The organism is Corynebacterium hansenii, assembly GCF_030408795.1.
Lineage (GTDB): Bacteria > Actinomycetota > Actinomycetes > Mycobacteriales > Mycobacteriaceae > Corynebacterium > Corynebacterium hansenii.
The window spans coordinates 2167013-2185278 of record NZ_CP047211.1 but is presented as its reverse complement, the minus strand read 5'-3'; the positions used below and the strand labels follow the sequence as shown (position 1 = coordinate 2185278).

Below are 18266 nucleotides of genomic sequence, written 5' to 3'. Positions count from 1 at the left end.
GCGCGCCTACCGGCGGTGACGCGGAATCGGCGGCATGATGGGCGCGTGGCCGCCCGATTCCGTTATTCAGCATCCGATCTCGACCGCATCCTGCACGAGGGTGCGAAACAGTCGCTGCTGCCCGGGGCCGAGGCCGTGGAGGCGCACCGCACCGCCTTCTCCCGCGACCGCGCCCGCGTCCTCCATTCGGCCGCCCTGCGCCGGCTGGCGGACAAGACCCAGGTGGTGGGTCCCCACGACGGCGACACCCCGCGCACCCGGCTGACGCACTCGCTGGAGGTCGCGCAGATCGCCCGCGGCATCGCCGCCGACCTCGGCGCCGACGAGGACCTGGCGGAGCTGGCGGGCCTGACCCACGACATCGGGCACCCGCCCTACGGGCACAACGGCGAACGCGCGCTGAACGAGATCGCGGCCGAGTGCGGCGGTTTCGAGGGCAACGCGCAGACGCTGCGCATCCTCGCCCGGCTGGAGCCGAAGACCCTCGACGACACCGGGCACCCGTGCGGCCTCAACCTCACGCGCGCGGCGCTCGACGCGGCGTGCAAGTACCCGTGGACCCCGATCGCCCCCGACGGCACGCGGCGCACCAAGTACGGCGCGTACCAGGAGGACGCCCCGATCCTCCAGTGGATCCGCGCCGGCGCGCCCCACGGCCGCCAATGCCTGGAGGCGCAGATCATGGACTGGGCCGACGACGTCGCGTACTCGGTCCACGACGTCGAGGACGGCATCGTCTCCGGCCGCATCGACCTCGGCGTCCTGTGGGACACCGTGGAGCTGGCGGCGCTGGCCGACAAGGGCGCCCGCGCGTTCGGCGGCGACCCCGCGGAGCTCGTCGAAGCCGCCGGCCGGCTGGCCAGCCTGCCCGTCGTCTCCGCCGCCGCCTCCTACGACGGGTCGCTGCACTCGATGGTCGCGCTGAAGCGGATGACGTCGGAGCTGGTCGGCAGATTCGTCACCGCGTCGGTCGCCGGCACGAGGCGGGCGGCACGGGCCGCGTGGGCGTCGTCGAGCGAAGCCGAGGGGTTCTTCGGCCCGAAGCAGCCCATCGACCGGGCCCTCGGGCGCTACGAGGCAGACCTCGCCGTGCCCGCGGGGATCCTCGCGGAGGTGACCATGCTCAAGTCCATCGCGGTGCTGTACGTGATGGACCTGCCGCGGCACATCCGCAGGCAGGACCGCGAGCGCGACCGGCTGTTCCGCGTCGCCGACTACCTGAGGGAAGGCGCGCCCGGATCGCTGGACCCGGTCTACCGCTGGATGTACGACCAGGCGGAATCCGATGCCGGGCGGCTGCGCGTGATCGTCGACCAGATCGCCTCGATGACGGAGTCCCGCGTGGAGAGGCTCGACCGGAAGATCGCCGGGGTGTCCGCGGCCCGCGGCTGACCGGCATATCCTTCCGGCATGGCGAAGCCCTTTTCCCGTGCGGTCCTCGAACAGGTCGATCGGCTCGGCGGCACGTGGCGGGAGGTCCCGGACGATGCCGGCCCCGTCGCCCGCGTCGGGGCGATCTCCTTCCCGAAGCGGCTCATCGGCGAAGCGGAAGTGGGGTTCCTGCTGCCCGCGGAATGCGGCTTGCCCGACGCCGACGCCGTCATCGCGCTCGACGGGCCGCTTCCCGACGTCCCCGTCACCGACGAACTACCGGAAGGAGTGCGTTGGTGCGGCAACGAGTGGCAGGCGGGCGAGATCGCATTCGAGTGGGATGAGGGGATCGGAAAGGACTTCCCCTTCGTGGACCTGGGCGCGGAAGGCGAGGATTCGCCGGAACTGAAGGCGTTCCGCGAAGCCGTCGGTGATCCGGCCGCAGCCCGCGCCGTCCTGCTGACCTACGGCGACGGGTACCCGAACTACCACTTGATCAACGCCGACGATCCGCGGCCGGGGGATCCCGCCGTGTGGTCGACGGACCATGAGGGGATGTTCCGCCACATTGAATCGGAGGCCCCGTCGCTGAGCGCGTGGCTCGCCGGGCAACTGACCGACGCGGAAATCCACGCGCGGCTGCGTCGGGGGTGACGCCGGTCGCGCGGTCGCCCCGGGGTCAGTCCTCCGCGTCGGGGATCTTGCAGAACGACCCGTAATGGTCGTCGGTGTAGTACCAAACGTCCGGGTCGTCTTCCGTGCCGCCGCCGACGACGATGCGACGGGCCCCGCGGTGGTTCAGCCCCGGGGTCTCCACGGTGTACTCGCGGTAGTAGTCGCCCTTCTGCCTAGGCAGAACGCCTTCGTAGTTGCCGAAGTGCTTGCCGTCGTGGGGCGAGTGGATGTGGTGCTGGTTGGTCAGGATGCGGTCGACGACCTCGTCCGCCTGCGGCGGCAGCGTGTCGATGGGGCACTCGTCCCCGCGCGCGCCGTCCTCTGCGCCATCGCGTGATTGCCCGGCGCCGGTTTTCCCGCCGCCATTCTTGCCGGGGCCGTCGTTCGGGCGGGCGCCCGCGCCGGAGCCGGAGTCACCCGAACCCGCGCCGGAGCCGCCCGAACCCGCGTCGCCGGGGGAACCGTTCCCGGCACCGGTGCCGCCGTCGATGCCGAACCACGCACCGGCCAATGCGAGCAGCAGGGCGCCGCCCGCGGCGAGGAGCCCCTTGCCCTTCTTCCCGTCCATTCCTGACATGCGGACAGTTTCCCACGCGGCGGCCCGTCGCAAAGCAAGGGGAGGCACGAAAACCCGGCGAGCTGCACCTTTCCCGCCCACCGCACATACGGTCGACGGTGCTGGCTACCATGGTGGCCATGGCCAGAGGACGAATCCCCGACAGCGACATCGCGGCGATCCGCGAACGTACGCCGATCGAGGAAATCGTCGCCGAGTACGTGCAGCTCAAACCGGGCGGCGCGGACTCGATGAAGGGGCTGTCGCCGTTCAAGGACGAGCGCACCCCCAGCTTCCACGTGCGGCCGAATCACGGCTACTACCACTGCTTTTCGACGGGCAAGGGCGGGGACGTCTTCAGCTTCCTCATGGAGATGGAGCACCTGACCTTCCCCGAGGCCGTGGAGGCGTGCGCAGAGAAAATCGGCTACCGCATCAACTACGAGGGCGGCGGCACCGGGCGGCGCGAGGAACCGGGCACCCGCCAGCGGCTCATCGCCGCCAACCGCGAGGCGCAGAAGTTCTACGCCATGCAGCTGGGCAAGCCGGAGGCGGAGACCGCGCGGACGTTCCTCACCGACCGCGGTTTCACCATCGAGCAGGCCAAGCACTTCGGCTGCGGCTACGCGCCGGCGGGCTGGGACACGCTGACCAAGCACCTGCAGCGGCTGGGCTTCACCTTCGAGGAGCTGGAGAAGGCGGGGTTGGCGCGGATGGGCCGCAAGGGGCCCATCGACCGCTTCCATCGGCGCCTGCTGTGGCCGATCCGCAACATCAGCGGCGACGTCATCGGCTTCGGGGCCCGCAAGCTTTACGACGACGACAACCTGGGCAAGTACATGAACACGCCCGAGACGATGCTGTACAAGAAGTCGAAGGTGCTGTTCGGCCTGGACCATGCGAAGAAGTCGATCGCGGAGGGCCACCGGGCGGTGATCGTCGAGGGCTACACCGACGTCATGGCGATGCACGCCGCCGGCGTGACCACGGCCGTCGCCGCCTGCGGCACGGCGTTCGGCGACGAGCACCTGCAGCTGCTGCGCCGCCTGATGCTGGACGACAGCTTCTTCCGCGGTGAGCTGATCTACACCTTCGACGGCGACGAGGCCGGGCAGAAGGCGGCCATGCGCGCGTTCGAGGGCGAGCAGCAGTTCACGGGGCAGAGCTACGTCGCCGTCGCGCCCGAGGGAATGGACCCCTGCGATCTGCGGATGGCCAAGGGCGACGCGGCCGTGCGCGATCTGGTGGCGCAGCGGACGCCGTTGGTGGAGTTCGTGCTGCGGACGCTGCTGGCCGACTACGACATGACCACGCCCAACGGCCGCGTGGACGGTCTGCGCCGCGTGGTGCCCGTGCTGGGCCAGATTCGGGATGCGTCGCTGCGCGACGAGTACGCCCGCGAGGTCGCCGGCTGGGTCGGGTGGAACGACGAGGCGGAATTCGTCCGCCGCGTGCGCGACGAGGCCCGCAATCCCAAGCACGACGACGGGCCGCGGCGCAGGCCCGTGCGCCAACGGGACGGCGACGCCGACGCCGGCCCGGGTTCTCCGGGGTTCGGCGGCGGTTCCGGCGGCAAGGGCCCCGGCGCGGCACCCGCCCGGCCGATGCTGCCGTACCCCGACGCGCGCGACCCGGAGCTGCACGTGCAGCGTGAGGCGATGAAGCTGGCCATCCAGGAGCCCGTGATCACCGGGCCGATGTTCGACGCCCTCGCCCCGGAGACGTTCTCGCACCCGACGTACCGGGCGCTTTTCGACGCCACGCAGAAGGCCGGCGGGGTGTCCGGGGCAAGCGGAGGAGCCGAATGGGTGGCCGCGCTGCTGGGGCAGCTCGACGACGCCGTCGGCCGCGCACTGGTCACCGAACTCGGCGTGGAGGAAATCCGCGTCGATGCCGAGATGCTGCGCGCGTACTCGTCGTCGGTGCTGGCCCGCCTGCAGGAAGTGTGGGTCGGCGGGCAGGTGGCGCAGGTGAAGTCGATGCTCGCCCGGATGCGCCCCTCCGACGACGAAGCCGCGTACCGGCAGTTGTTCGCCGACCTGCTGGCCCTCGAGGACTACCGCCGCGAGCTGTTGGCCGAGTCGCTCAAGGTGCAGGTGGACTGAAGTCCCGCGGGCGCGCCGGGGCCCCACCTTTCGGTCTCGCCGGGATGGGTCAGGGTTCGAGTCTGCTTGCCCCGGCCCAGCCGATGGCCGCCGCGACGGCGGCGATGGGGATGCCGAAGATGAACACTCCCGGGTAAGGCGCGGCCACGCCGTCGCCGATGCCGAAGCCCCAGGTGGCCATGAGCAGGCCGGCGACGGTGAGCGAAGCGCCCGCTATCGCCGTCACTGCGCCCCAGGATGCGGTCACCGTGCCCAGCGCCGCACCGATGGCCGCGGCCATGAGGAAGCAGACGAGGAACACCAGGAACGTGATCGCCCACGTCCATGGGGTGGTGCCGGCGTCATCGACCAGGTAGGGCTCGCCGTCGGTGTCCAGGAAAGGCGCGCTTCCGGCGTTGACAACGAAGGGGTCGTATCGCGTGTACCAGGGGTTGTTCCTCCAACTGAGCCACGTGCTGGCGGTCGCGATGGCCGACAGCGCGAGGCTCCACGCGGCGGCGACGGACGCGAATCCGGCGAACCAGGTCGGTGCCGGCACATTCAGGGCGCGGACGGCGCGGATCCGATGGGCGGCGATGCCGAAGAACACGGCCGTCGCCGAAAGCGCCAGACCGTTCCAGGCGAACCCGGAGCCCCTCGTGAACCTGCCGACCGCGAGGAAGAACGCGATGGCGGCGAATCCGATGATCAGCTCCCGTCGTGAGGGGGAAGCGAAGGCGGTGATGGAGTTTTTCATGGCTCGTTCCTCGTGGTTGCTGGGGCGCGGGTGGTGGTGCCGGGATCGGCGGACGCGCTATGGAGGGCGAGTAGATCGATCAGCTCGCCGTCTTCGGGATGGGTGATGGTGATGCCTTCCGCGGCGGCCCGTCGTGAAGCGGAACAGGACAGGGGCCGGGACAACGTGACTTCCGCGATGCCGCCGAGGGACTTCGCGGCCGCCCGCGGCGCGTCACCGGCGATGGCGTCGACCATGGCGGAGGGGCCGCGCATCGTGGGGAAGCTGGCGCGGGCGGCGTCGAGGGAGATCGGGCCGGCGACGATGCCCGCGTCGGAAATGGTTGTCACGTCGTCGACGAGTCCCGCGAGGTCCTCGGAGCGGTGGGAAGTGAGCACCAGGCACAGTTCCGGGTGGTCGCCGGCGACCCCGATGATCCGGTCGCGGAGGACGCGGCGGAGCCCGACGTCCAGACCGGTGAAGGGCTCGTCGAGCAGCACCGCGCCGGCGCCGGAGGACAGCGCCGTGGCAGCAGAGAGGAGCTGGCGCCGGCCCGCGCTGAGCGTCGCGGTGCGGGCCCTCGCGTCGATGCCGGCGGCGGCGAGAATGCCCAGCGCGAGCTCCCGGTCGAGGCCCGGATGCCCGACGGCGGCGACGTCGAGATGCTGCCCGACCGTGGCGCCCGCGAACCGCACGTCCGGCGCGACGCGGCCCAGCGCGGTGGTGTCCGAGCTTCGCACGGTGCCAGCGGTGACGCGCATGTGGCGCGCGAGCACCCTCAGCAGCGTCGTCTTGCCCACGCCATTGCGCCCGATGATTCCGTGGATTCCGGGCCCGAGTTCCAGGTTCGCCCGATCGAGGATAGTGTGGCCGCGGCGCCTCACGACGACGTCGGCGATTCCGATGGTCATTTCCGCTTCCTTTCTTCGGCGATCAGCCCGTCGAGCGTGGCGTCGTCGAGCCCCAGTGCGCGTGCTTCGGCGAGCAAGGGGCGGATGAATTCTTCGGCCAGTGCCGCCCGGCGACGGGCCAGCACCATGTCGCGGGCGCCGGGGACGACGAACATGCCCAGGCCGCGGCGCTTTTCCAGCAGGCCATCGGCGACGAGTTCGGCGAGGGCCTTTCCGGAGGTCGTGGGGTTGACGGAGTGGAAGGCGGAGAGTTCGTTGGTCGACGGTGCGCGGTCGCCTTCCCGCAATGCGCCGCTGCCGATGTGATCGCGGAGCTCGGCGGCGATGCGCGCGTAGATCGGGCGGGGATCGGCCATGAGCACCTCCTTCAGTTAATGGGTTAACCACCTATGTGGTGAACCCCTTAACCGTGACCCTAGGCATGCGAAAGCCCCGGCGCAAGGGGCGAGGGGAATCCTTGTGTCGGGGCGGCCGCGCGTGCGGAGTCGGTGGGGGTCAGTACCCCCTGCGGATCCATTCCTCCAGGTGCGGCGCCTCGCGGCCGATGGTCGTGTGGTCGCCGTGGCCGGTGCGGACGATGGTCTCCTCCGGCAGGGTCAGCAGGTTGTCGCGGATGGAATCGATGATGGTGTCGAAGTCCGAGAACGACCGTCCCGTCGCGCCGGGACCGCCCGAGAACAGCGTGTCGCCGGAGAACAGCTCGCCGGCCTCCGGCACGTACAGGCAGCACGAACCGGGGGAATGGCCCGGGGTGTTGACCACCATGACCTCGGTGCCCGCGACCTCGAGCTTCTGGCCGTGCTCCAGGGTGTCGTGGCCGAGGTCGCCCCACGTCTGCTCCCACAGCATCTGGTCGCCGGGGTGGACGAGGATCGGCGCGTCGAGCTTCTCGGACAGCTCCGGGGCGACGGTGATGTGGTCGTTGTGCGCGTGGGTGCACACGATGGCCTTCACGCGGCGCCCGCCGACGGCGTCGATGATCGGCTGGGCAGTGTGCGCGGCGTCGACGACGATGACCTCGTTTTCGTCGCCGAAGACCCAGATGTTGTTGTCCACGTCCCATTCGCCGCCGTCGAGGGCGAACGTGCCGGACGTGACCACGTGGTCGATGATCAGATCGCCCTGTTTGCGGATGCGCTCCGCGGCGTCGTGCGATTCGGTGCTCATTGGTGCTCTCTCCTGGTGGTGGAAGGGGGCCGTTTGGAGTCGGTGGGTTGGAGAAGGTGGGTGGGAGTCGGGCGGTGGCCGTCGTCAAGCGCCGTCCGTCGTCAAGCAAGATGCCGCCCCGCCGGGCCTACAGCGTGACCACGGAACGCAGGACCTTGCCCGCCTTCATGGTGTCGAACGCCTCCTCGACGTCGTCGAGGCCGATGCGCTCGCTGACGAAGTCCGCCAGCGGCAGGCGATCCTCCAGCGACAGATCGACGAGCATGGGGAAGTCCCGCTCGGGCAGGCAATCGCCGTACCAGCTGGACTTCAGCGAGCCGCCGCGGCCGAAGACGTCGAGCAGCGGCACCTCCAGCTTCATCGTCGGCGAGGGCACGCCGACCAGCACGACGCGCCCGGCGAGGTCGCGCGCGTAGAACGACTGCACGTAAGTCTCGGGGCGGCCGACTGCGTCGATGACGACGTCGGCCCCGAAGCCCCCGGTCAGTTCACGGATTTGCTTGACGACGGGATCGTCCTCGCCCGTTGCGCCGGGTGCGCCGGCGGCGAGTTCCCTCGAGTTGATGGTGTGGGTCGCGCCGAAGTCGCGGGCGGTGGCCAACTTCTCGTCGGAGATGTCCACCGCGATGATGGTCGTCGCGCCGGCCAGCTTCGCGCCGGCGATGGCCGCGGTGCCGACGCCGCCGCAGCCGATCACCGCGACGGACTCGCCGCGGGTGATCTCGCCGGTGTTGATGGCCGCGCCGATGCCCGCCATCACGCCGCAGCCCAGCAGGCCGGCGACGGCCGGGTCGGCGTCGGGGGAGACCTTGGTGCACTGGCCCTCGTGGACCAGCGTGGCGTCGCAGAACGCGCCGATGCCCAGGGCGGGCGTCAGCTCGGTGCCGTCGGAGAGCGTCATGGGCTTGGAGGCGTTGTGAGTGGCGAAGCAGTACTTCGGCTCGCCCTTCTTGCAGGCGCGGCACTGGCCGCACACCGCGCGCCAGTTGAGCACCACGAAGTCGCCGACCTCGACGTGGGTGACGGCGTCGCCGACTTCGGAGACGACGCCGGCGGCCTCGTGGCCGAGGAGGAAGGGGTAATCGTCGTTGATGTCGCCGTCGCGGTAGGCGAGGTCGGTGTGGCAGACGCCGCAGGCCTGGACGTCGACGATGACGTCGTTGGGGCCGGGGGCGGGGAGGACGACGTCCACCATCTCCACGGGGGCGCCCTTGGAGCGGGCGATGATGCCCCGGACGGTGCGGTGGGCGTCGGCGGCGGGGGCGGCGCCGCTGTCGGGCTGGGTTTGGGGGCGTTGTTTTCCGTCATGCCTCCCAGCGTAGGGAGACTTTCCGCTTTGCGCCCCGGATTCAGCCGCGCAGCGGATCCGCGAAGAACTCCACCTCGTGCCAGGACGACAGCCGGAAGGCCCGGTCCATCGCCGCGCGTTCGGTGGTCGTGGCGGTGGTGGCGTACTTCGAGCAGATGTCGATGGCCCGGTTGGTGTCGGAGTCGAAGGCGTCGTCGGCGTAGGTGTCCAGCCACCGCGCGTACGGGTGGGCGTCGTGGTTGCGGGCGATCAGCCGGTGGCCGATGTCGCGGTAGAGCCAGAAGCAGGGGAGGACCGCGGCGATGAGTTCGCCGTAGGAGCCGCGGGCGGCGGTGGCGACCAGGTGGTCGACGTAGGCGCGGGTGACCGGCGACGCCTCGATGGCGCCTGCGCCCTCGTCGCCGGCGTCGTCGCCGAGGAAGCTGCGGTGCAGTTCCATCTCGCCGGCCAGGGCGCCGTGGGCGGCGTAGGACCAGAACATCTGCTCCTCCTGCGTCGGCGCCAGCGAGGACGCCGCGGCCAGCGCGCGGGAGTAGCCGTTGAGGTACAGCGCGTCCTGGGCCAGGTAGCGGCGGAAGGCTTCCTGCGGCAGCGTGCCGGAGCCGAGGCCCTTGACGAAGTCGAGGTCGTCGATCGCCTCGCGCAGGTCCGCGATCGATTCCCACCACTGGTCGGCGATGGTCGCCGCGTCGGCGGCCAGCCCCCGTTCCCACAGCTGCGCGAAGTGGTGGACGGGACCGTTGCCTTCGCCGACTTCCAGCTCGTCGGCGTGGCGCAGCGCGGAGGTCAGCCACTCCTTGGCCACCCCGACGGAGCGGAAGGGGTCGCCGATGCGGGGCCACAGCGCCGCGATGGCCGCGGAGATGGAGCAGCCCGTGCCGTGGGTGTTGCGGGTGTCGATGCGCGGCCCGGTGAACCGCTCGGCGGATCCGTCGGGGCGGACCAGCGAGTCCACGACGACGTCGTCGCGCAGGTGCCCGCCCTTGGCCAGCACCAGGACGTCGTGTTCGGCGGCCACCGCGTGGGCCTGGTCGAGGGCTTCGCCGGGCGTCGTCGCCGGCTGGGTGCCCGCGAGCACGGCCAGTTCGGGGATGTTCGGGGTGACCAGGTCGACGTGGCGCAGCAGGCCGCGCAGGGCTTCCTCGGCCTCGGGCTTGAGCAGCCGGTCGCCGGAGGTCGCCACCATGACGGGGTCCAGGACGACGATCGGGGAGGGCGCGCCCTCGAGGAACTCGGCGTCGGAGCCTTCGTCCGCGGCGGTGTCCCCGGAGTCGGTAGCGCCGGAGTCGGCGGCCCCCGCGTTGCGGCTGCGCAGCGCATCCAGCCAGTCGGCGACTTCGGCGATGATCGGCGCGTCGAAAAGCATGCCGATCTTCACCGCGTCGATGGCCACGTCATCCGACACCGCATCGAGCTGCGAGCGGAGGAACTCCACCGGGGGCACGTGGACGTCGCGCACGCCGCGGGTGTTCTGGCTGACCAGTGCGGTGACCACCGCCATGCCGTACGCGCCGTGCGCGGAGAACGACTTCAGGTCGGCCTTCACGCCGGCGCCGCCGGTGGGGTCGGTGCCCGCGATGGACAGCACCCGTGGGATCCGGCCGGTGCGCTGGACGCCGCACGCGACGCATCCTCCGTTCCAGTCCTCCGGGTACTGCCGGTATGCGGAACGTGGTGCGTCGCCCATTGCAACATCCTTTCGCCGGTGCCAGCCGGATCAAGTTCGGCGGGTGTGCTCTCAGCCCGGGCGGCCCGGGCACCCCGTGTTGCGCGAAACGTTAGCAAACGCGCCGGTTGCTTTGCGACGGCCCGGCCAGCGCCCGTCCGCCCTGCCGGATGGGGTCCGGCCGTCGCTCGTCCGCTCTGCCGGATGGGGTCCGGCCGGGTGGCTTCCGGCGCGGGCGGCTGCGCGGCCGAAATGAGGTGTGACCTGCTGATTTGGCGTCCATATGGGTACTGGGTAGAGTAATGATCCGTCGCACGGAGACGTGCCGGAGACATTCCTCCATAGCTCAATGGCAGAGCATTCGACTGTTAATCGAAGGGTTGCTGGTTCGAGTCCAGCTGGAGGAGCAAAAACAGCAGGTCAGAGGGAAAATCCTCTGACCTGCTTTCGTCTTTTCGGCCGAAAAGGACCAACAAAGGACCAAATAATAATCAAGACCCCCGGCAATGGACGATGATCGCCGGACGATTCTTGACCGTTCATTACCCCCGCGCCCGCGAGGACCAAGGGCGCAACGTCTCAACGAGCGCGAACCACCGCCCCGTGCGATGATCACCACGGTCGCCCGCCCACCCCCACTGGCTCAAAAGGGCCGGCGGCCACGTCCCGGCAGCTCCCGCCCACCCCGGCGGTCGAGCGCCGGGACACCTACGTGTAAACGCCGCGGACGTAGCCGACGATTCGAATCCTGCCCCCTTGATTCTCGATCCGGCGACCATTGGGAAGGATGAATTCCAGCAAGTACTTCAAGTCCTCGACAGGGTCCATCAACCCCACCTGAAGTTTGAGAACCTCGCCTGGTAGCAGGATCGGCGCAGTATTGTCGGTAAAATCATCCAGATATTCAGGATACGGCGAAAGGGCATAACACCTGCCTCCCTCGTATGGGAATTCAATTTTCACAGAAAACACGGGTGTCTCTGCGAGGTTGTGAACGCTAACTGTCCACTTCGAACTCTTTCCCTGGTCGCGATCGTCGTTCTCGACAACGACAGGGTTCAGCTTCGCGGTCGCCATGGTTGACGCCTCTTCCGCTTCCCGGCGATCTCTTCGGCGCTGTTTTGAATCCCAAATGCCGTTGCCGACGGCAATCGCTACAGCTATGACCCCTGTTATAAGGCTGCCGTAAAACCTCGGATCGGCCCAAACGCTATCCATGCGGACAGCATACTTAGATCACCAACGGCACCAGCCGGCCCGGACGAAACACCCGGCCCGTCACCCGAATGAACCGCCCACGGGAATACACCTCGAGTCCATCACGCCGCACACCCGGCCCCTCCCGCAGCAACCCGAACACATGCAACCCCCGGCCCGACACGCTCACCTCAACCCACGCCCCCGGATTCGCTTCCAGCACCGCCCGCGCCACCGCAGACACCACCCGCCCCCGATCATCCAACGCCCCATCCAAGTCGATGCAGCCAACCCCGCCGCCCAACATCACCCCGAACCCATCACCAGCACCGGACTGAACATCCGCGAACTCCGCCCACGTCCGCGGATTGATGCTCGACGCCGGGCGCCCATCGACCATGACCGGCCGCTTCCCCTCGGCGCGAACCCACCGCCGGCCCTCCCGAAGCCCCGCCGGAATCTCCGTTTTCCGGCGGCGCCGATACGCCTTCTGCCGGCACGCATTCGAGCAAAACCGCGCCGGCCGCCGCGAACGCGACGGATCAAGCACCGAACCGCACTGCGAACACCTGGCATCCATGCCACCAGTCTACCCGAAAGCGTTACGTTAAACCACATGTGACCAGCACATATGCAATGACGAGATAAGGCGAAGTCCACAGCCGCGACGACACCCCACCACCCACCAAAAACCCCTCAAAACACCCCAAAAACACGCAAAAACGGCCCTCCAGGGGCCACAAAACCCCAGGAAAGCCGAAAACCCCAGACCCGAGCTCAGCCTCAGCGGCTACACCTTCGGGGGCTTCGAACGGACCCCGGGGACCGGGTAGCCCCCAGGGGTCTGTCGGTGATCGTCTGGTCGTCGTCTACGGGGTGACGGTGATCTTGACGATGGCCTTCTCGAAGACGAAGCCGAAGCCGACGCGCATCGTCGCGCGGATCGCGACGCGATCGCTGGTGAAGAACACGCTGTTGTCTGCGACGACTTCGGCGGTGTCGCGGACGACGAGTTGGGCGGCGTCGGCGGGGATCGCCCAGATCTGGCCCTTCTTAACGTGGTTGCTGGTGAGCAGGGGCACGCCGGCGACGGTGCGAGTGGTGGGGGCGGTCGGGTCGGGCTGGAGGAGACCGCGGGCGGAGTTGGTGGATTCCTTGAGCGTCGCCAGGGTCAGGGCGTCGTCGGGGTGGGCGACGAAGGAGGTGAGAGTGGCCCCCAGTCCGGCGGTCTTTGCTCGCGCTTCTTCAGCCCAATCAAGGTTGTCGAGCGCGTTGACGGTGAGCTCGGTGGGCTGGATGGAGCCCAGGCCGGCGGGCGCCGGCGCGGCTTCGTTGCCGAAGAATGCGGCATCGATGCTGTTGGTGATCTGTCGGACGAGTCCGCGGCCGATCTCGTTGATCGCTTCGGGCGTTGCGTCGTTGGTCATTTCGGTTGTCGTCACGACGAGTCCAGCGACCTTCGACGGTGTGACGACCACCTCGTCCACGGTGGGGTCGGAGGGGGTGATCTCTTCGCCCTCGGCGGTCCATGCGGCGGTGGGGTCTGCGGTCAGCCGCGGGAAGCGTGTGGTGTGGCTCGGGGTGGTGACGACGGTGGCGACTTGGGATGCCACGGATTCGGTGGTCACGGGCTGGACGAGCAGGGAGTGAACGAAGTCGGGTGCCAGGACGATCTTGTTGTCCGTGGTCTTGAACATGTGTGCCCCTTTCAGGCAGGTGTGTGTGTTGGTACCGGGGGCCGTTCTACGGGGGCCGGTTGCCCTGCCTGGGGCTATGTCGTGAGGGGTGGGGGTTGGCGCCGGGCCGTGCCCCATCCTCGTTCGTCTGTTGATTCTACTGTCCTTGGAGGGCGTCGCGCCAGGTCACGGCTGCCGGGGTGGTGGTGTGTGTGCCTTGGGCGGGGCTTTCGGGGAGTCGGCCGATGCCGTAGCGGTCGCGGACGTTGTTGCAGGCGTCGCGGAGTTTGCCGGGGTCGAGGTGTCCGGTGTCGTTGAGAAGGTCGGTGGGGTTGGTGCCGGCGTCCCAGAGTGCGATGCCTGGGGTGTGGTGTTTGAGCTGGGCTTCGGCTTCGATGGTGCCGCGGAGCAGTGCTTCGTATTTGGCGGTTACCTCGTCGCGGGCGGCTTCGGCTTCGCGGAGTCGGGTGCGGTAGCGGGCGGCTTCGGCGCGGGCTTGTTTGATGCGCTCGTCGGTGGGGGTCTGTTCGTCGGGGCGGTCGTCGGTGTGCTGCTCGTCGTCGGGCCGGCCGGCGTCGGTGGGGTGGGTGTGCTCGTCGGCCTGGGGGTCGTGCTGGGTGGCGTCGTCGGCCGGGGTGTTGGGGGCGGTCACTGGTCGTTCTCCTTGTCGTCGTTGGTCTTGCGGGTGATGGTGGGCCACCAGCGGAAGCGGGTGCCGGGGGTGCGGTGGTGGACGAGGGTGGTCGTCAGGGCGGCGGCGTCGTAGCCCAGGGCGTCGAGGATGGTGCGCTCGGCGTCGGTGATGGGGCGGGTGAATCCGCGGAGCCGTGTGCCGTCCTGGGGGCTGTAGAACCGGCCCCAGGTCACGCCGGGGTGGCGGGTGATCAGCCGGTCGAGGTCTGCGACGGCGGTGGCGTCTTCGGCGGCTTGCAGGGCGTCGGGCAGTTCTTTGACGGCGAGGATGCCGCGCGGGTCGGGCTGGGGTAGCTGCTTCACTGGTCGTTGGCCCTTTCGAGGTTGCGGCGGATGTTGTCTGCGAAGCCGTCGAGGATCGCGGCACGCTGGTCGTCGGTGAAGATCGCGGCCATGATCTCGTTGGCGATGCCGACGACGGTTGCCAGGGTGACGGTGGTGTTCGTCGTGCGGGTGGGGATGATGACGTACTGGTGGTGCTCGTTGCTCATGGCGGTGCGCAGCAGGCGGATCGCGTCGAGCTGGGCTTCCGTGGTGGCGATGCGGGGGTCGGGGTTGGCGGTCATGCTGACTCCTTCGAGTCGTGGTTGGTGGTGGGGTGGAGCAGGGTGCCGGCCCAGATTCCGTGTCGGTGGTCGGCGGGGATCTCGGTGGCGACGGTGGCGCAGTTGGCGCGGACCGGGCAGCGGGCGCAGATGGCGCGGGCTCGGTGGTGGCGGAATTGGCGGGCGTCGTCGGTTTCGCCGTGCACCGATTCATCGAACAGTGGTTGCAGTCCGGTGCAGGCGGCGCCGGCGAGCCGTTGGTCGCGGATGCCGGCGAGGTCCGGGAGGTCGGGGACGTCGGGGAACCGGGTGGTTTTCGTCATGCCACGTTGTCGCTTCGATTCATCTCGAGGAGGTCTGCGATGTGGTTGGCGATGCTGATCGCTTGCTCCGGGGTGACCGAGGCGTGGAAGTTGCGGCTGAGGAAGTAGAGGTTTCCGGGGGTCTTGTGGTCGATGTCGATGCGGAACTTGGATTTCCGGGTGCCGGATACGAGGTCGAAGGTCTTTTTCATGGGTTTCTCCGTTTCGTGGTTGGTGTGGGGCTCGTCCGGTTGCCTCGGGGGGTGCCGGACGAACCGGACGAACTGGTCGAAGTGGTCGAACCGGTCGGTTTCGGGGCTCATTGGGCCGGTTCACCCGGTTCGTCCGGTACGTCCGGTTCGTCCGGACGGTCAGGGGGCCGGACGCCCAAGGCGTCCCATGCGGTGGTGAACATGCCCCGGCGGTAGCCGCGCGCCCGTGCGCCGTCCCTTTCCCGCCCGGCCCGGATGTTGAAGTGGTTGACGAGCATCCGGCCCAATCCCTGCACCGTCAGTTCCCCGTGCTCGGAGATGGGCCCCCACCGGCCGGGCTGGGCTGCTTTGAGCGCGGAGATGAGCTCGAGGGTCGGGAACAACTTGGTGTCGCCGTGGTCGGCCGGCCATACCGCGGCAATGTCCTGCAGCAGCAGTACGTGCCGCGCGCGGTGCATGAGGCCTTCTTCCTGGTCCAACTTCTGTTCCTCCAAGTCAGCGTTGATCAACTTGATGCACTCGGTTTTCCAGTAGTCGCCGGCGGCGGCCGCGACTTTCAGCAGCGGCGCCCACCGTTCGCGGTTGCGGCCTCGAAGCCCTTCGGGGTACTCCGGCCGGGATTCGCGGATGGTGGCGCGTTGCTGGTCGGCCCACGTGGCAATGCGGCTGCCGAGGTTGCGGGCGGAGACCTCGATTTCCTGCCAGTCGGAGTCCTCGACTTCTCCGGCGGTGTCGGGGAGCAGCAGCACGCGGATGCACCGTGATCGGGTGTCGGGCGGCAGGTTCGGGGAGTTGCCGGCCATTGCGACGGGGCCGAAGGTGCTCATCTCGTTGGCGACCCAACCCCCGTCGCGGTCGGGGACGAGGACGGGGCGGGACGCGCCGAAGCGGTAGCCGCTGTTGAGGACTGCCAGCAGCTCCGCGACGCCTTCGGCCCGCGGGTGAAGGGTGCGGTCGGCTTCGTCGACGAGGATCGTGCGGGGGTGTTTCTCCAGCAGTCGTGCCAGCAGCGACGGCGACGACAGGGATGCCGCCTGAACCGGGGAGAAGCACAACCGCTGGAGGTGGTCGAGGACGGTGGTTTTGCCCGATCCTGGGGCCGGGGAGTCGAGCAGCAGCCGGGGCGTGGTGTAGGTCTCCGCGCACAGGTGCGTGTGCGCGGCCCATAGGACGAGCAACACGAGGTCGGCGGGTTGGGCGGTTTTGATGTAGCGGCCAAGCCACGTGTGGATCTCGAGCAGCAGCTCGTGTCCGTTGATCTGCTCCGGTTCCTCGGCGGGCTTGGTGATCGTGTGCTCCTTCGGGTCGGGCGGCGGATCTGGCACCGCGGCAAGGGTCGGTGCGGGGCTGATTCCGTGACGTTGGGTGATGCGCAGGACGTCGGCGGCGGAGGTGATCTTCATGCGGCGGGTACCTCGTCGCGATAGATGAGGGCACGGGCGGCGGCGTCGATCGCGGCTCGTTCGTGGGGGTCGGTGGTCGCCATGTAGGCGGCGCGGAGCGTGTCGAGGTCGTAGATGGAGCCGCACCCGGTGGCGCCGATGACGGCGGCGATGATCTGGGGTGCAGGCGGCGGCGGTGGGGGTTGTTCGGCCCAGGGGTCGCGTGGCCCGTGGCCCAGGGGCTCGAGCCTGGGGGCGGCGCGTCGTCGGCGGTCTAGTTCGATCTGTAGAGTGGTCATCATCAGGTTCCTCACTTGATCCCCGCCCCCGGCGCTTCCCACCGCCGGGGGCTCTCCCTTTTCTGCTGGGAGTGGTGCCCCTATCCGGTCGTGAACCGGTGCCAGGCCTAACCCTGGGTAGGGGCCATTTCGTCACTTTTACGTTTTGGGTAGGTGTGCGACGTCGAGGTTGTTGAGCAGGTCTTCGGCGTCGGCCAGGGCGCGGGCCCTGGCCTCGGCGAGCATCTGCTTTTCGCGCGCTCGGGCTTCGCGTTCGGCGCGGCGGACGTGGATGCGGCGGTCATGCTCGGTGATGTCGTCGGCGGAGACAGTCACGGTGATCGCGCCGTTCCGGGCGGCGGCGACGAGCAGATCCCAGGGGACGATCACGCGGAGGTGGTCGCGCATGGGCAGTCGGTCGCCGGCGTAGATGGCGAAGTCGATGCCGTTGGACTGTCCGGGGTCTTCGAGTCGGATTTCGTAGGCGTCGGGTGGGGTAGGCTGGGTCATGGTTTCCTCCTTGTGGGTGACTGCTTCGCCGTCGACGTGTGCCAGCACGTCGGCGGTTTTCTCGTTGGTGGGGTTGGTGGTCATGCGGCCGGCCCTTCGTCTCGTCGGCAGATCGGGTGGGCCTTGCCGCCGTCGCCGGGGTACGGGCACCAGACGGTCGGGTGGGTGACGAGTTCGGTTGTGCCGTCGTCGCGGGGCTCGGCGGCGGTGTGCTGCCCTTCCGCGAAAACCGTGAATCCGGTGGAGTAGCGGGCGGTTCCCTCGATGCCGTGGAGCCGCGCTTCGTAGCGCAGTTCCCGCCGCGACGTTTCGAGGATGGCGACGGCGATTTCGTTGTCGGGGTTGTCCGGGTCGAGGTGCTCCAGGGCGGCGCCGGCGGCGTCGGACGCCATGAGGTAGCGCAGCGAGTCTTCGGGCGTGTGCTTCACCTGGTTCTCCTAGTTGCGGTCTGCGAGCTCGTGGAGCTCGTCGGTGATGTGCGTGGGCCGGCGGATGGGGCGGGTGTCGTGGTCGCGGGCGGCGAATCCGGCATGGACTACGGCGTCCACGAGGGCGGCGAGTTCGGGGCGGGTCAGTTCGACGTCGCCGCCGATGACGATGCGGCCGCCGGGGTAGACGTCGATGCGCTCGACGCCGGGCACGCCGGTACGGGTGAACACAGGGCCCGGCATCACGCCACCGCCTGCGGCTCGTCAGTGAAGCCGAGGGCTTCGCGGATCGGCGCGGTCGGGATGACGATGCGGCCACCGATGCGCAGCGCGGGGAACGGGAACTCTCCGCTCTTGATCGCTGCGTAGACGCTCGACGCGCTCATGTTGAGGATCGGCGCCACAGCAGCGGCCGTGGTGGTGGGAGGTAGAAGAGCCTCCGGAATATTGATGGTCATTTCTGGTGCCTTCCTGAATCTTCGTGGAGCGGCGACAGTTCTTTGCTGTCGCTATGTGGAGCAATCTACCCTGTCGCTCCGGATAGTGTCAACGGTTGCAGGTACGATGC

Annotated in this window: 24 protein-coding genes, 1 tRNA gene and 1 riboswitch; of the genes, 4 read left to right on the top strand and 21 right to left on the bottom strand. The window is 68.9% G+C overall.

From position 1 onward, the window contains the following. The first annotated feature begins 45 nt into the window (after nt 1–45). Together CHAN_RS09535 and CHAN_RS09530 are read left to right on the top strand one after the other, a co-directional pair. The gene (locus tag CHAN_RS09535; protein WP_048741649.1) at nt 46–1392 is read left to right on the top strand and encodes a deoxyguanosinetriphosphate triphosphohydrolase; all 1347 of its coding nucleotides are present in this window, start codon (nt 46–48) and stop codon (nt 1390–1392) included. Between the two features lie 18 nt (nt 1393–1410). Beyond that, entirely contained in the window at nt 1411–2025 is a 615-nt protein-coding gene (locus CHAN_RS09530; protein ID WP_290289154.1) for a hypothetical protein, read from the top strand. 25 nt (nt 2026–2050) lie between these two features. Here CHAN_RS09530 and CHAN_RS09525 read toward each other — a convergent pair whose 3' ends face one another. Next, nucleotides 2051–2623 (bottom strand): guanyl-specific ribonuclease, encoded by a 573-nt coding sequence (locus CHAN_RS09525; protein WP_290289151.1) that lies wholly within the window; start codon nt 2621–2623, stop codon nt 2051–2053. A gap of 119 nt (nt 2624–2742) precedes the next feature. On the opposite strand from CHAN_RS09525, the gene dnaG reads away from it, so the two are divergent. Then, nucleotides 2743–4707, top strand: a complete 1965-nt coding sequence (gene dnaG, locus CHAN_RS09520; RefSeq protein ID WP_290289149.1) for a DNA primase — start codon at nt 2743–2745, stop codon at nt 4705–4707. A gap of 49 nt (nt 4708–4756) precedes the next feature. Here dnaG and CHAN_RS09515 read toward each other — a convergent pair whose 3' ends face one another. From CHAN_RS09515 to CHAN_RS09490, 6 genes are all read right to left on the bottom strand, one after another. Further along, a complete protein-coding gene (locus tag CHAN_RS09515) occupies nt 4757–5443 on the bottom strand; it encodes a hypothetical protein (RefSeq protein WP_290289146.1) in 687 nt (228 codons plus the stop codon). Beyond that, the gene (locus CHAN_RS09510) at nt 5440–6333 is read right to left on the bottom strand and encodes an ATP-binding cassette domain-containing protein (protein ID WP_290289143.1); all 894 of its coding nucleotides are present in this window, start codon (nt 6331–6333) and stop codon (nt 5440–5442) included. Before CHAN_RS09510 ends, CHAN_RS09515 begins: the two co-directional genes overlap by 4 nt. Beyond that, entirely contained in the window at nt 6330–6689 is a 360-nt protein-coding gene (locus CHAN_RS09505; RefSeq protein WP_035121833.1) for a GntR family transcriptional regulator, read from the bottom strand. The genes CHAN_RS09510 and CHAN_RS09505 overlap by 4 nt, the downstream gene beginning before the upstream one ends. 139 nt (nt 6690–6828) lie before the next feature. After that, a complete protein-coding gene (locus tag CHAN_RS09500; protein WP_048741660.1) occupies nt 6829–7500 on the bottom strand; it encodes an MBL fold metallo-hydrolase in 672 nt (223 codons plus the stop codon). Nucleotides 7501–7627: 127 nt separating this feature from the next. Beyond that, on the bottom strand, nt 7628–8728 hold the full coding sequence (locus tag CHAN_RS09495; RefSeq protein ID WP_290293455.1) for an S-(hydroxymethyl)mycothiol dehydrogenase: 1101 nt from the start codon (nt 8726–8728) through the stop codon (nt 7628–7630). A 121-nt stretch (nt 8729–8849) separates the two neighbouring features. Next, nucleotides 8850–10496, bottom strand: coding sequence for a bifunctional hydroxymethylpyrimidine kinase/phosphomethylpyrimidine kinase (locus tag CHAN_RS09490; RefSeq protein ID WP_290289137.1), 1647 nt, complete (start codon nt 10494–10496; stop codon nt 8850–8852). Then, nucleotides 10487–10583, bottom strand: a riboswitch (TPP riboswitch). Its footprint overlaps the gene before it by 10 nt. 227 nt (nt 10584–10810) lie before the next feature. Here CHAN_RS09490 and CHAN_RS09485 point away from each other — a divergent pair. Beyond that, nucleotides 10811–10882, top strand: a tRNA-Asn gene (locus CHAN_RS09485). A 301-nt stretch (nt 10883–11183) separates the two neighbouring features. Here CHAN_RS09485 and CHAN_RS09480 read toward each other — a convergent pair. The 14 genes from CHAN_RS09480 to CHAN_RS09415 all read right to left on the bottom strand — a co-directional run bounded on the left by CHAN_RS09480 (nt 11184) and on the right by CHAN_RS09415 (nt 18156). Continuing rightward, nucleotides 11184–11693 carry a hypothetical protein gene (locus tag CHAN_RS09480; RefSeq protein ID WP_290289134.1) on the bottom strand — a complete coding sequence of 170 codons (510 nt, stop codon included), beginning with the start codon at nt 11691–11693 and terminating at the stop codon, nt 11184–11186. Nucleotides 11694–11706: 13 nt separating this feature from the next. Beyond that, on the bottom strand, nt 11707–12252 hold the full coding sequence (locus CHAN_RS09475; protein ID WP_290289132.1) for a hypothetical protein: 546 nt from the start codon (nt 12250–12252) through the stop codon (nt 11707–11709). 289 nt (nt 12253–12541) lie between these two features. Further along, nucleotides 12542–13369 carry a phage major capsid protein gene (locus tag CHAN_RS09470; protein WP_290289129.1) on the bottom strand — a complete coding sequence of 276 codons (828 nt, stop codon included), beginning with the start codon at nt 13367–13369 and terminating at the stop codon, nt 12542–12544. Nucleotides 13370–13505: 136 nt separating this feature from the next. After that, on the bottom strand, nt 13506–14000 hold the full coding sequence (locus tag CHAN_RS09465; protein WP_290289126.1) for a hypothetical protein: 495 nt from the start codon (nt 13998–14000) through the stop codon (nt 13506–13508). After that, the gene (locus CHAN_RS09460; protein ID WP_290289123.1) at nt 13997–14344 is read right to left on the bottom strand and encodes a hypothetical protein; all 348 of its coding nucleotides are present in this window, start codon (nt 14342–14344) and stop codon (nt 13997–13999) included. The genes CHAN_RS09465 and CHAN_RS09460 overlap by 4 nt, the downstream gene beginning before the upstream one ends. After that, nucleotides 14341–14607: a hypothetical protein gene (locus CHAN_RS09455; RefSeq protein WP_290289120.1), complete on the bottom strand. Its 267-nt coding sequence runs from the start codon at nt 14605–14607 to the stop codon at nt 14341–14343. Before CHAN_RS09455 ends, CHAN_RS09460 begins: the two co-directional genes overlap by 4 nt. Further along, nucleotides 14604–14909, bottom strand: coding sequence for a WhiB family transcriptional regulator (locus CHAN_RS09450; RefSeq protein ID WP_290289117.1), 306 nt, complete (start codon nt 14907–14909; stop codon nt 14604–14606). Before CHAN_RS09450 ends, CHAN_RS09455 begins: the two co-directional genes overlap by 4 nt. Continuing rightward, nucleotides 14906–15100: a hypothetical protein gene (locus CHAN_RS09445; protein WP_290289114.1), complete on the bottom strand. Its 195-nt coding sequence runs from the start codon at nt 15098–15100 to the stop codon at nt 14906–14908. The genes CHAN_RS09450 and CHAN_RS09445 overlap by 4 nt, the downstream gene beginning before the upstream one ends. Before the next feature lie 107 nt (nt 15101–15207). Continuing rightward, nucleotides 15208–16503 carry a DUF3631 domain-containing protein gene (locus CHAN_RS09440; RefSeq protein ID WP_290289111.1) on the bottom strand — a complete coding sequence of 432 codons (1296 nt, stop codon included), beginning with the start codon at nt 16501–16503 and terminating at the stop codon, nt 15208–15210. Further along, the gene (locus tag CHAN_RS09435; protein WP_290289109.1) at nt 16500–16784 is read right to left on the bottom strand and encodes a hypothetical protein; all 285 of its coding nucleotides are present in this window, start codon (nt 16782–16784) and stop codon (nt 16500–16502) included. Before CHAN_RS09435 ends, CHAN_RS09440 begins: the two co-directional genes overlap by 4 nt. Before the next feature lie 135 nt (nt 16785–16919). Beyond that, the gene (locus CHAN_RS09430; protein ID WP_290289106.1) at nt 16920–17354 is read right to left on the bottom strand and encodes a hypothetical protein; all 435 of its coding nucleotides are present in this window, start codon (nt 17352–17354) and stop codon (nt 16920–16922) included. Beyond that, a complete protein-coding gene (locus CHAN_RS09425; RefSeq protein WP_290289103.1) occupies nt 17351–17698 on the bottom strand; it encodes a hypothetical protein in 348 nt (115 codons plus the stop codon). Before CHAN_RS09425 ends, CHAN_RS09430 begins: the two co-directional genes overlap by 4 nt. A 9-nt stretch (nt 17699–17707) precedes the next feature. Further along, nucleotides 17708–17929, bottom strand: a complete 222-nt coding sequence (locus tag CHAN_RS09420; protein WP_290289101.1) for a hypothetical protein — start codon at nt 17927–17929, stop codon at nt 17708–17710. 11 nt (nt 17930–17940) lie between these two features. Further along, on the bottom strand, nt 17941–18156 hold the full coding sequence (locus CHAN_RS09415) for a helix-turn-helix transcriptional regulator (protein WP_290289098.1): 216 nt from the start codon (nt 18154–18156) through the stop codon (nt 17941–17943). Nucleotides 18157–18266 lie beyond the last annotated feature (110 nt).

What these genes read in the sequence shown, in the direction of transcription:
- CHAN_RS09530 (WP_290289154.1), top strand. Translation starts at nt 1,411, where the DNA reads ATGGCGAAGCCCTTTTCCCGTGCGGTCCTCGAACAGGTCGATCGGCTC.
- CHAN_RS09525 (WP_290289151.1), bottom strand. Translation starts at nt 2,623, where the DNA reads ATGTCAGGAATGGACGGGAAGAAGGGCAAGGGGCTCCTCGCCGCGGGC.
- dnaG (WP_290289149.1), top strand. Translation starts at nt 2,743, where the DNA reads ATGGCCAGAGGACGAATCCCCGACAGCGACATCGCGGCGATCCGCGAA.
- CHAN_RS09515 (WP_290289146.1), bottom strand. Translation starts at nt 5,443, where the DNA reads ATGAAAAACTCCATCACCGCCTTCGCTTCCCCCTCACGACGGGAGCTG.
- CHAN_RS09510 (WP_290289143.1), bottom strand. Translation starts at nt 6,333, where the DNA reads ATGACCATCGGAATCGCCGACGTCGTCGTGAGGCGCCGCGGCCACACT.
- CHAN_RS09505 (WP_035121833.1), bottom strand. Translation starts at nt 6,689, where the DNA reads ATGGCCGATCCCCGCCCGATCTACGCGCGCATCGCCGCCGAGCTCCGC.
- CHAN_RS09500 (WP_048741660.1), bottom strand. Translation starts at nt 7,500, where the DNA reads ATGAGCACCGAATCGCACGACGCCGCGGAGCGCATCCGCAAACAGGGC.
- CHAN_RS09490 (WP_290289137.1), bottom strand. Translation starts at nt 10,496, where the DNA reads ATGGGCGACGCACCACGTTCCGCATACCGGCAGTACCCGGAGGACTGG.
- CHAN_RS09480 (WP_290289134.1), bottom strand. Translation starts at nt 11,693, where the DNA reads ATGGATAGCGTTTGGGCCGATCCGAGGTTTTACGGCAGCCTTATAACA.
- CHAN_RS09475 (WP_290289132.1), bottom strand. Translation starts at nt 12,252, where the DNA reads ATGGATGCCAGGTGTTCGCAGTGCGGTTCGGTGCTTGATCCGTCGCGT.
- CHAN_RS09470 (WP_290289129.1), bottom strand. Translation starts at nt 13,369, where the DNA reads ATGTTCAAGACCACGGACAACAAGATCGTCCTGGCACCCGACTTCGTT.
- CHAN_RS09455 (WP_290289120.1), bottom strand. Translation starts at nt 14,607, where the DNA reads ATGACCGCCAACCCCGACCCCCGCATCGCCACCACGGAAGCCCAGCTC.
- CHAN_RS09450 (WP_290289117.1), bottom strand. Translation starts at nt 14,909, where the DNA reads ATGACGAAAACCACCCGGTTCCCCGACGTCCCCGACCTCCCGGACCTC.
- CHAN_RS09445 (WP_290289114.1), bottom strand. Translation starts at nt 15,100, where the DNA reads ATGAAAAAGACCTTCGACCTCGTATCCGGCACCCGGAAATCCAAGTTC.
- CHAN_RS09440 (WP_290289111.1), bottom strand. Translation starts at nt 16,503, where the DNA reads ATGAAGATCACCTCCGCCGCCGACGTCCTGCGCATCACCCAACGTCAC.
- CHAN_RS09435 (WP_290289109.1), bottom strand. Translation starts at nt 16,784, where the DNA reads ATGATGACCACTCTACAGATCGAACTAGACCGCCGACGACGCGCCGCC.
- CHAN_RS09430 (WP_290289106.1), bottom strand. Translation starts at nt 17,354, where the DNA reads ATGACCACCAACCCCACCAACGAGAAAACCGCCGACGTGCTGGCACAC.
- CHAN_RS09415 (WP_290289098.1), bottom strand. Translation starts at nt 18,156, where the DNA reads ATGACCATCAATATTCCGGAGGCTCTTCTACCTCCCACCACCACGGCC.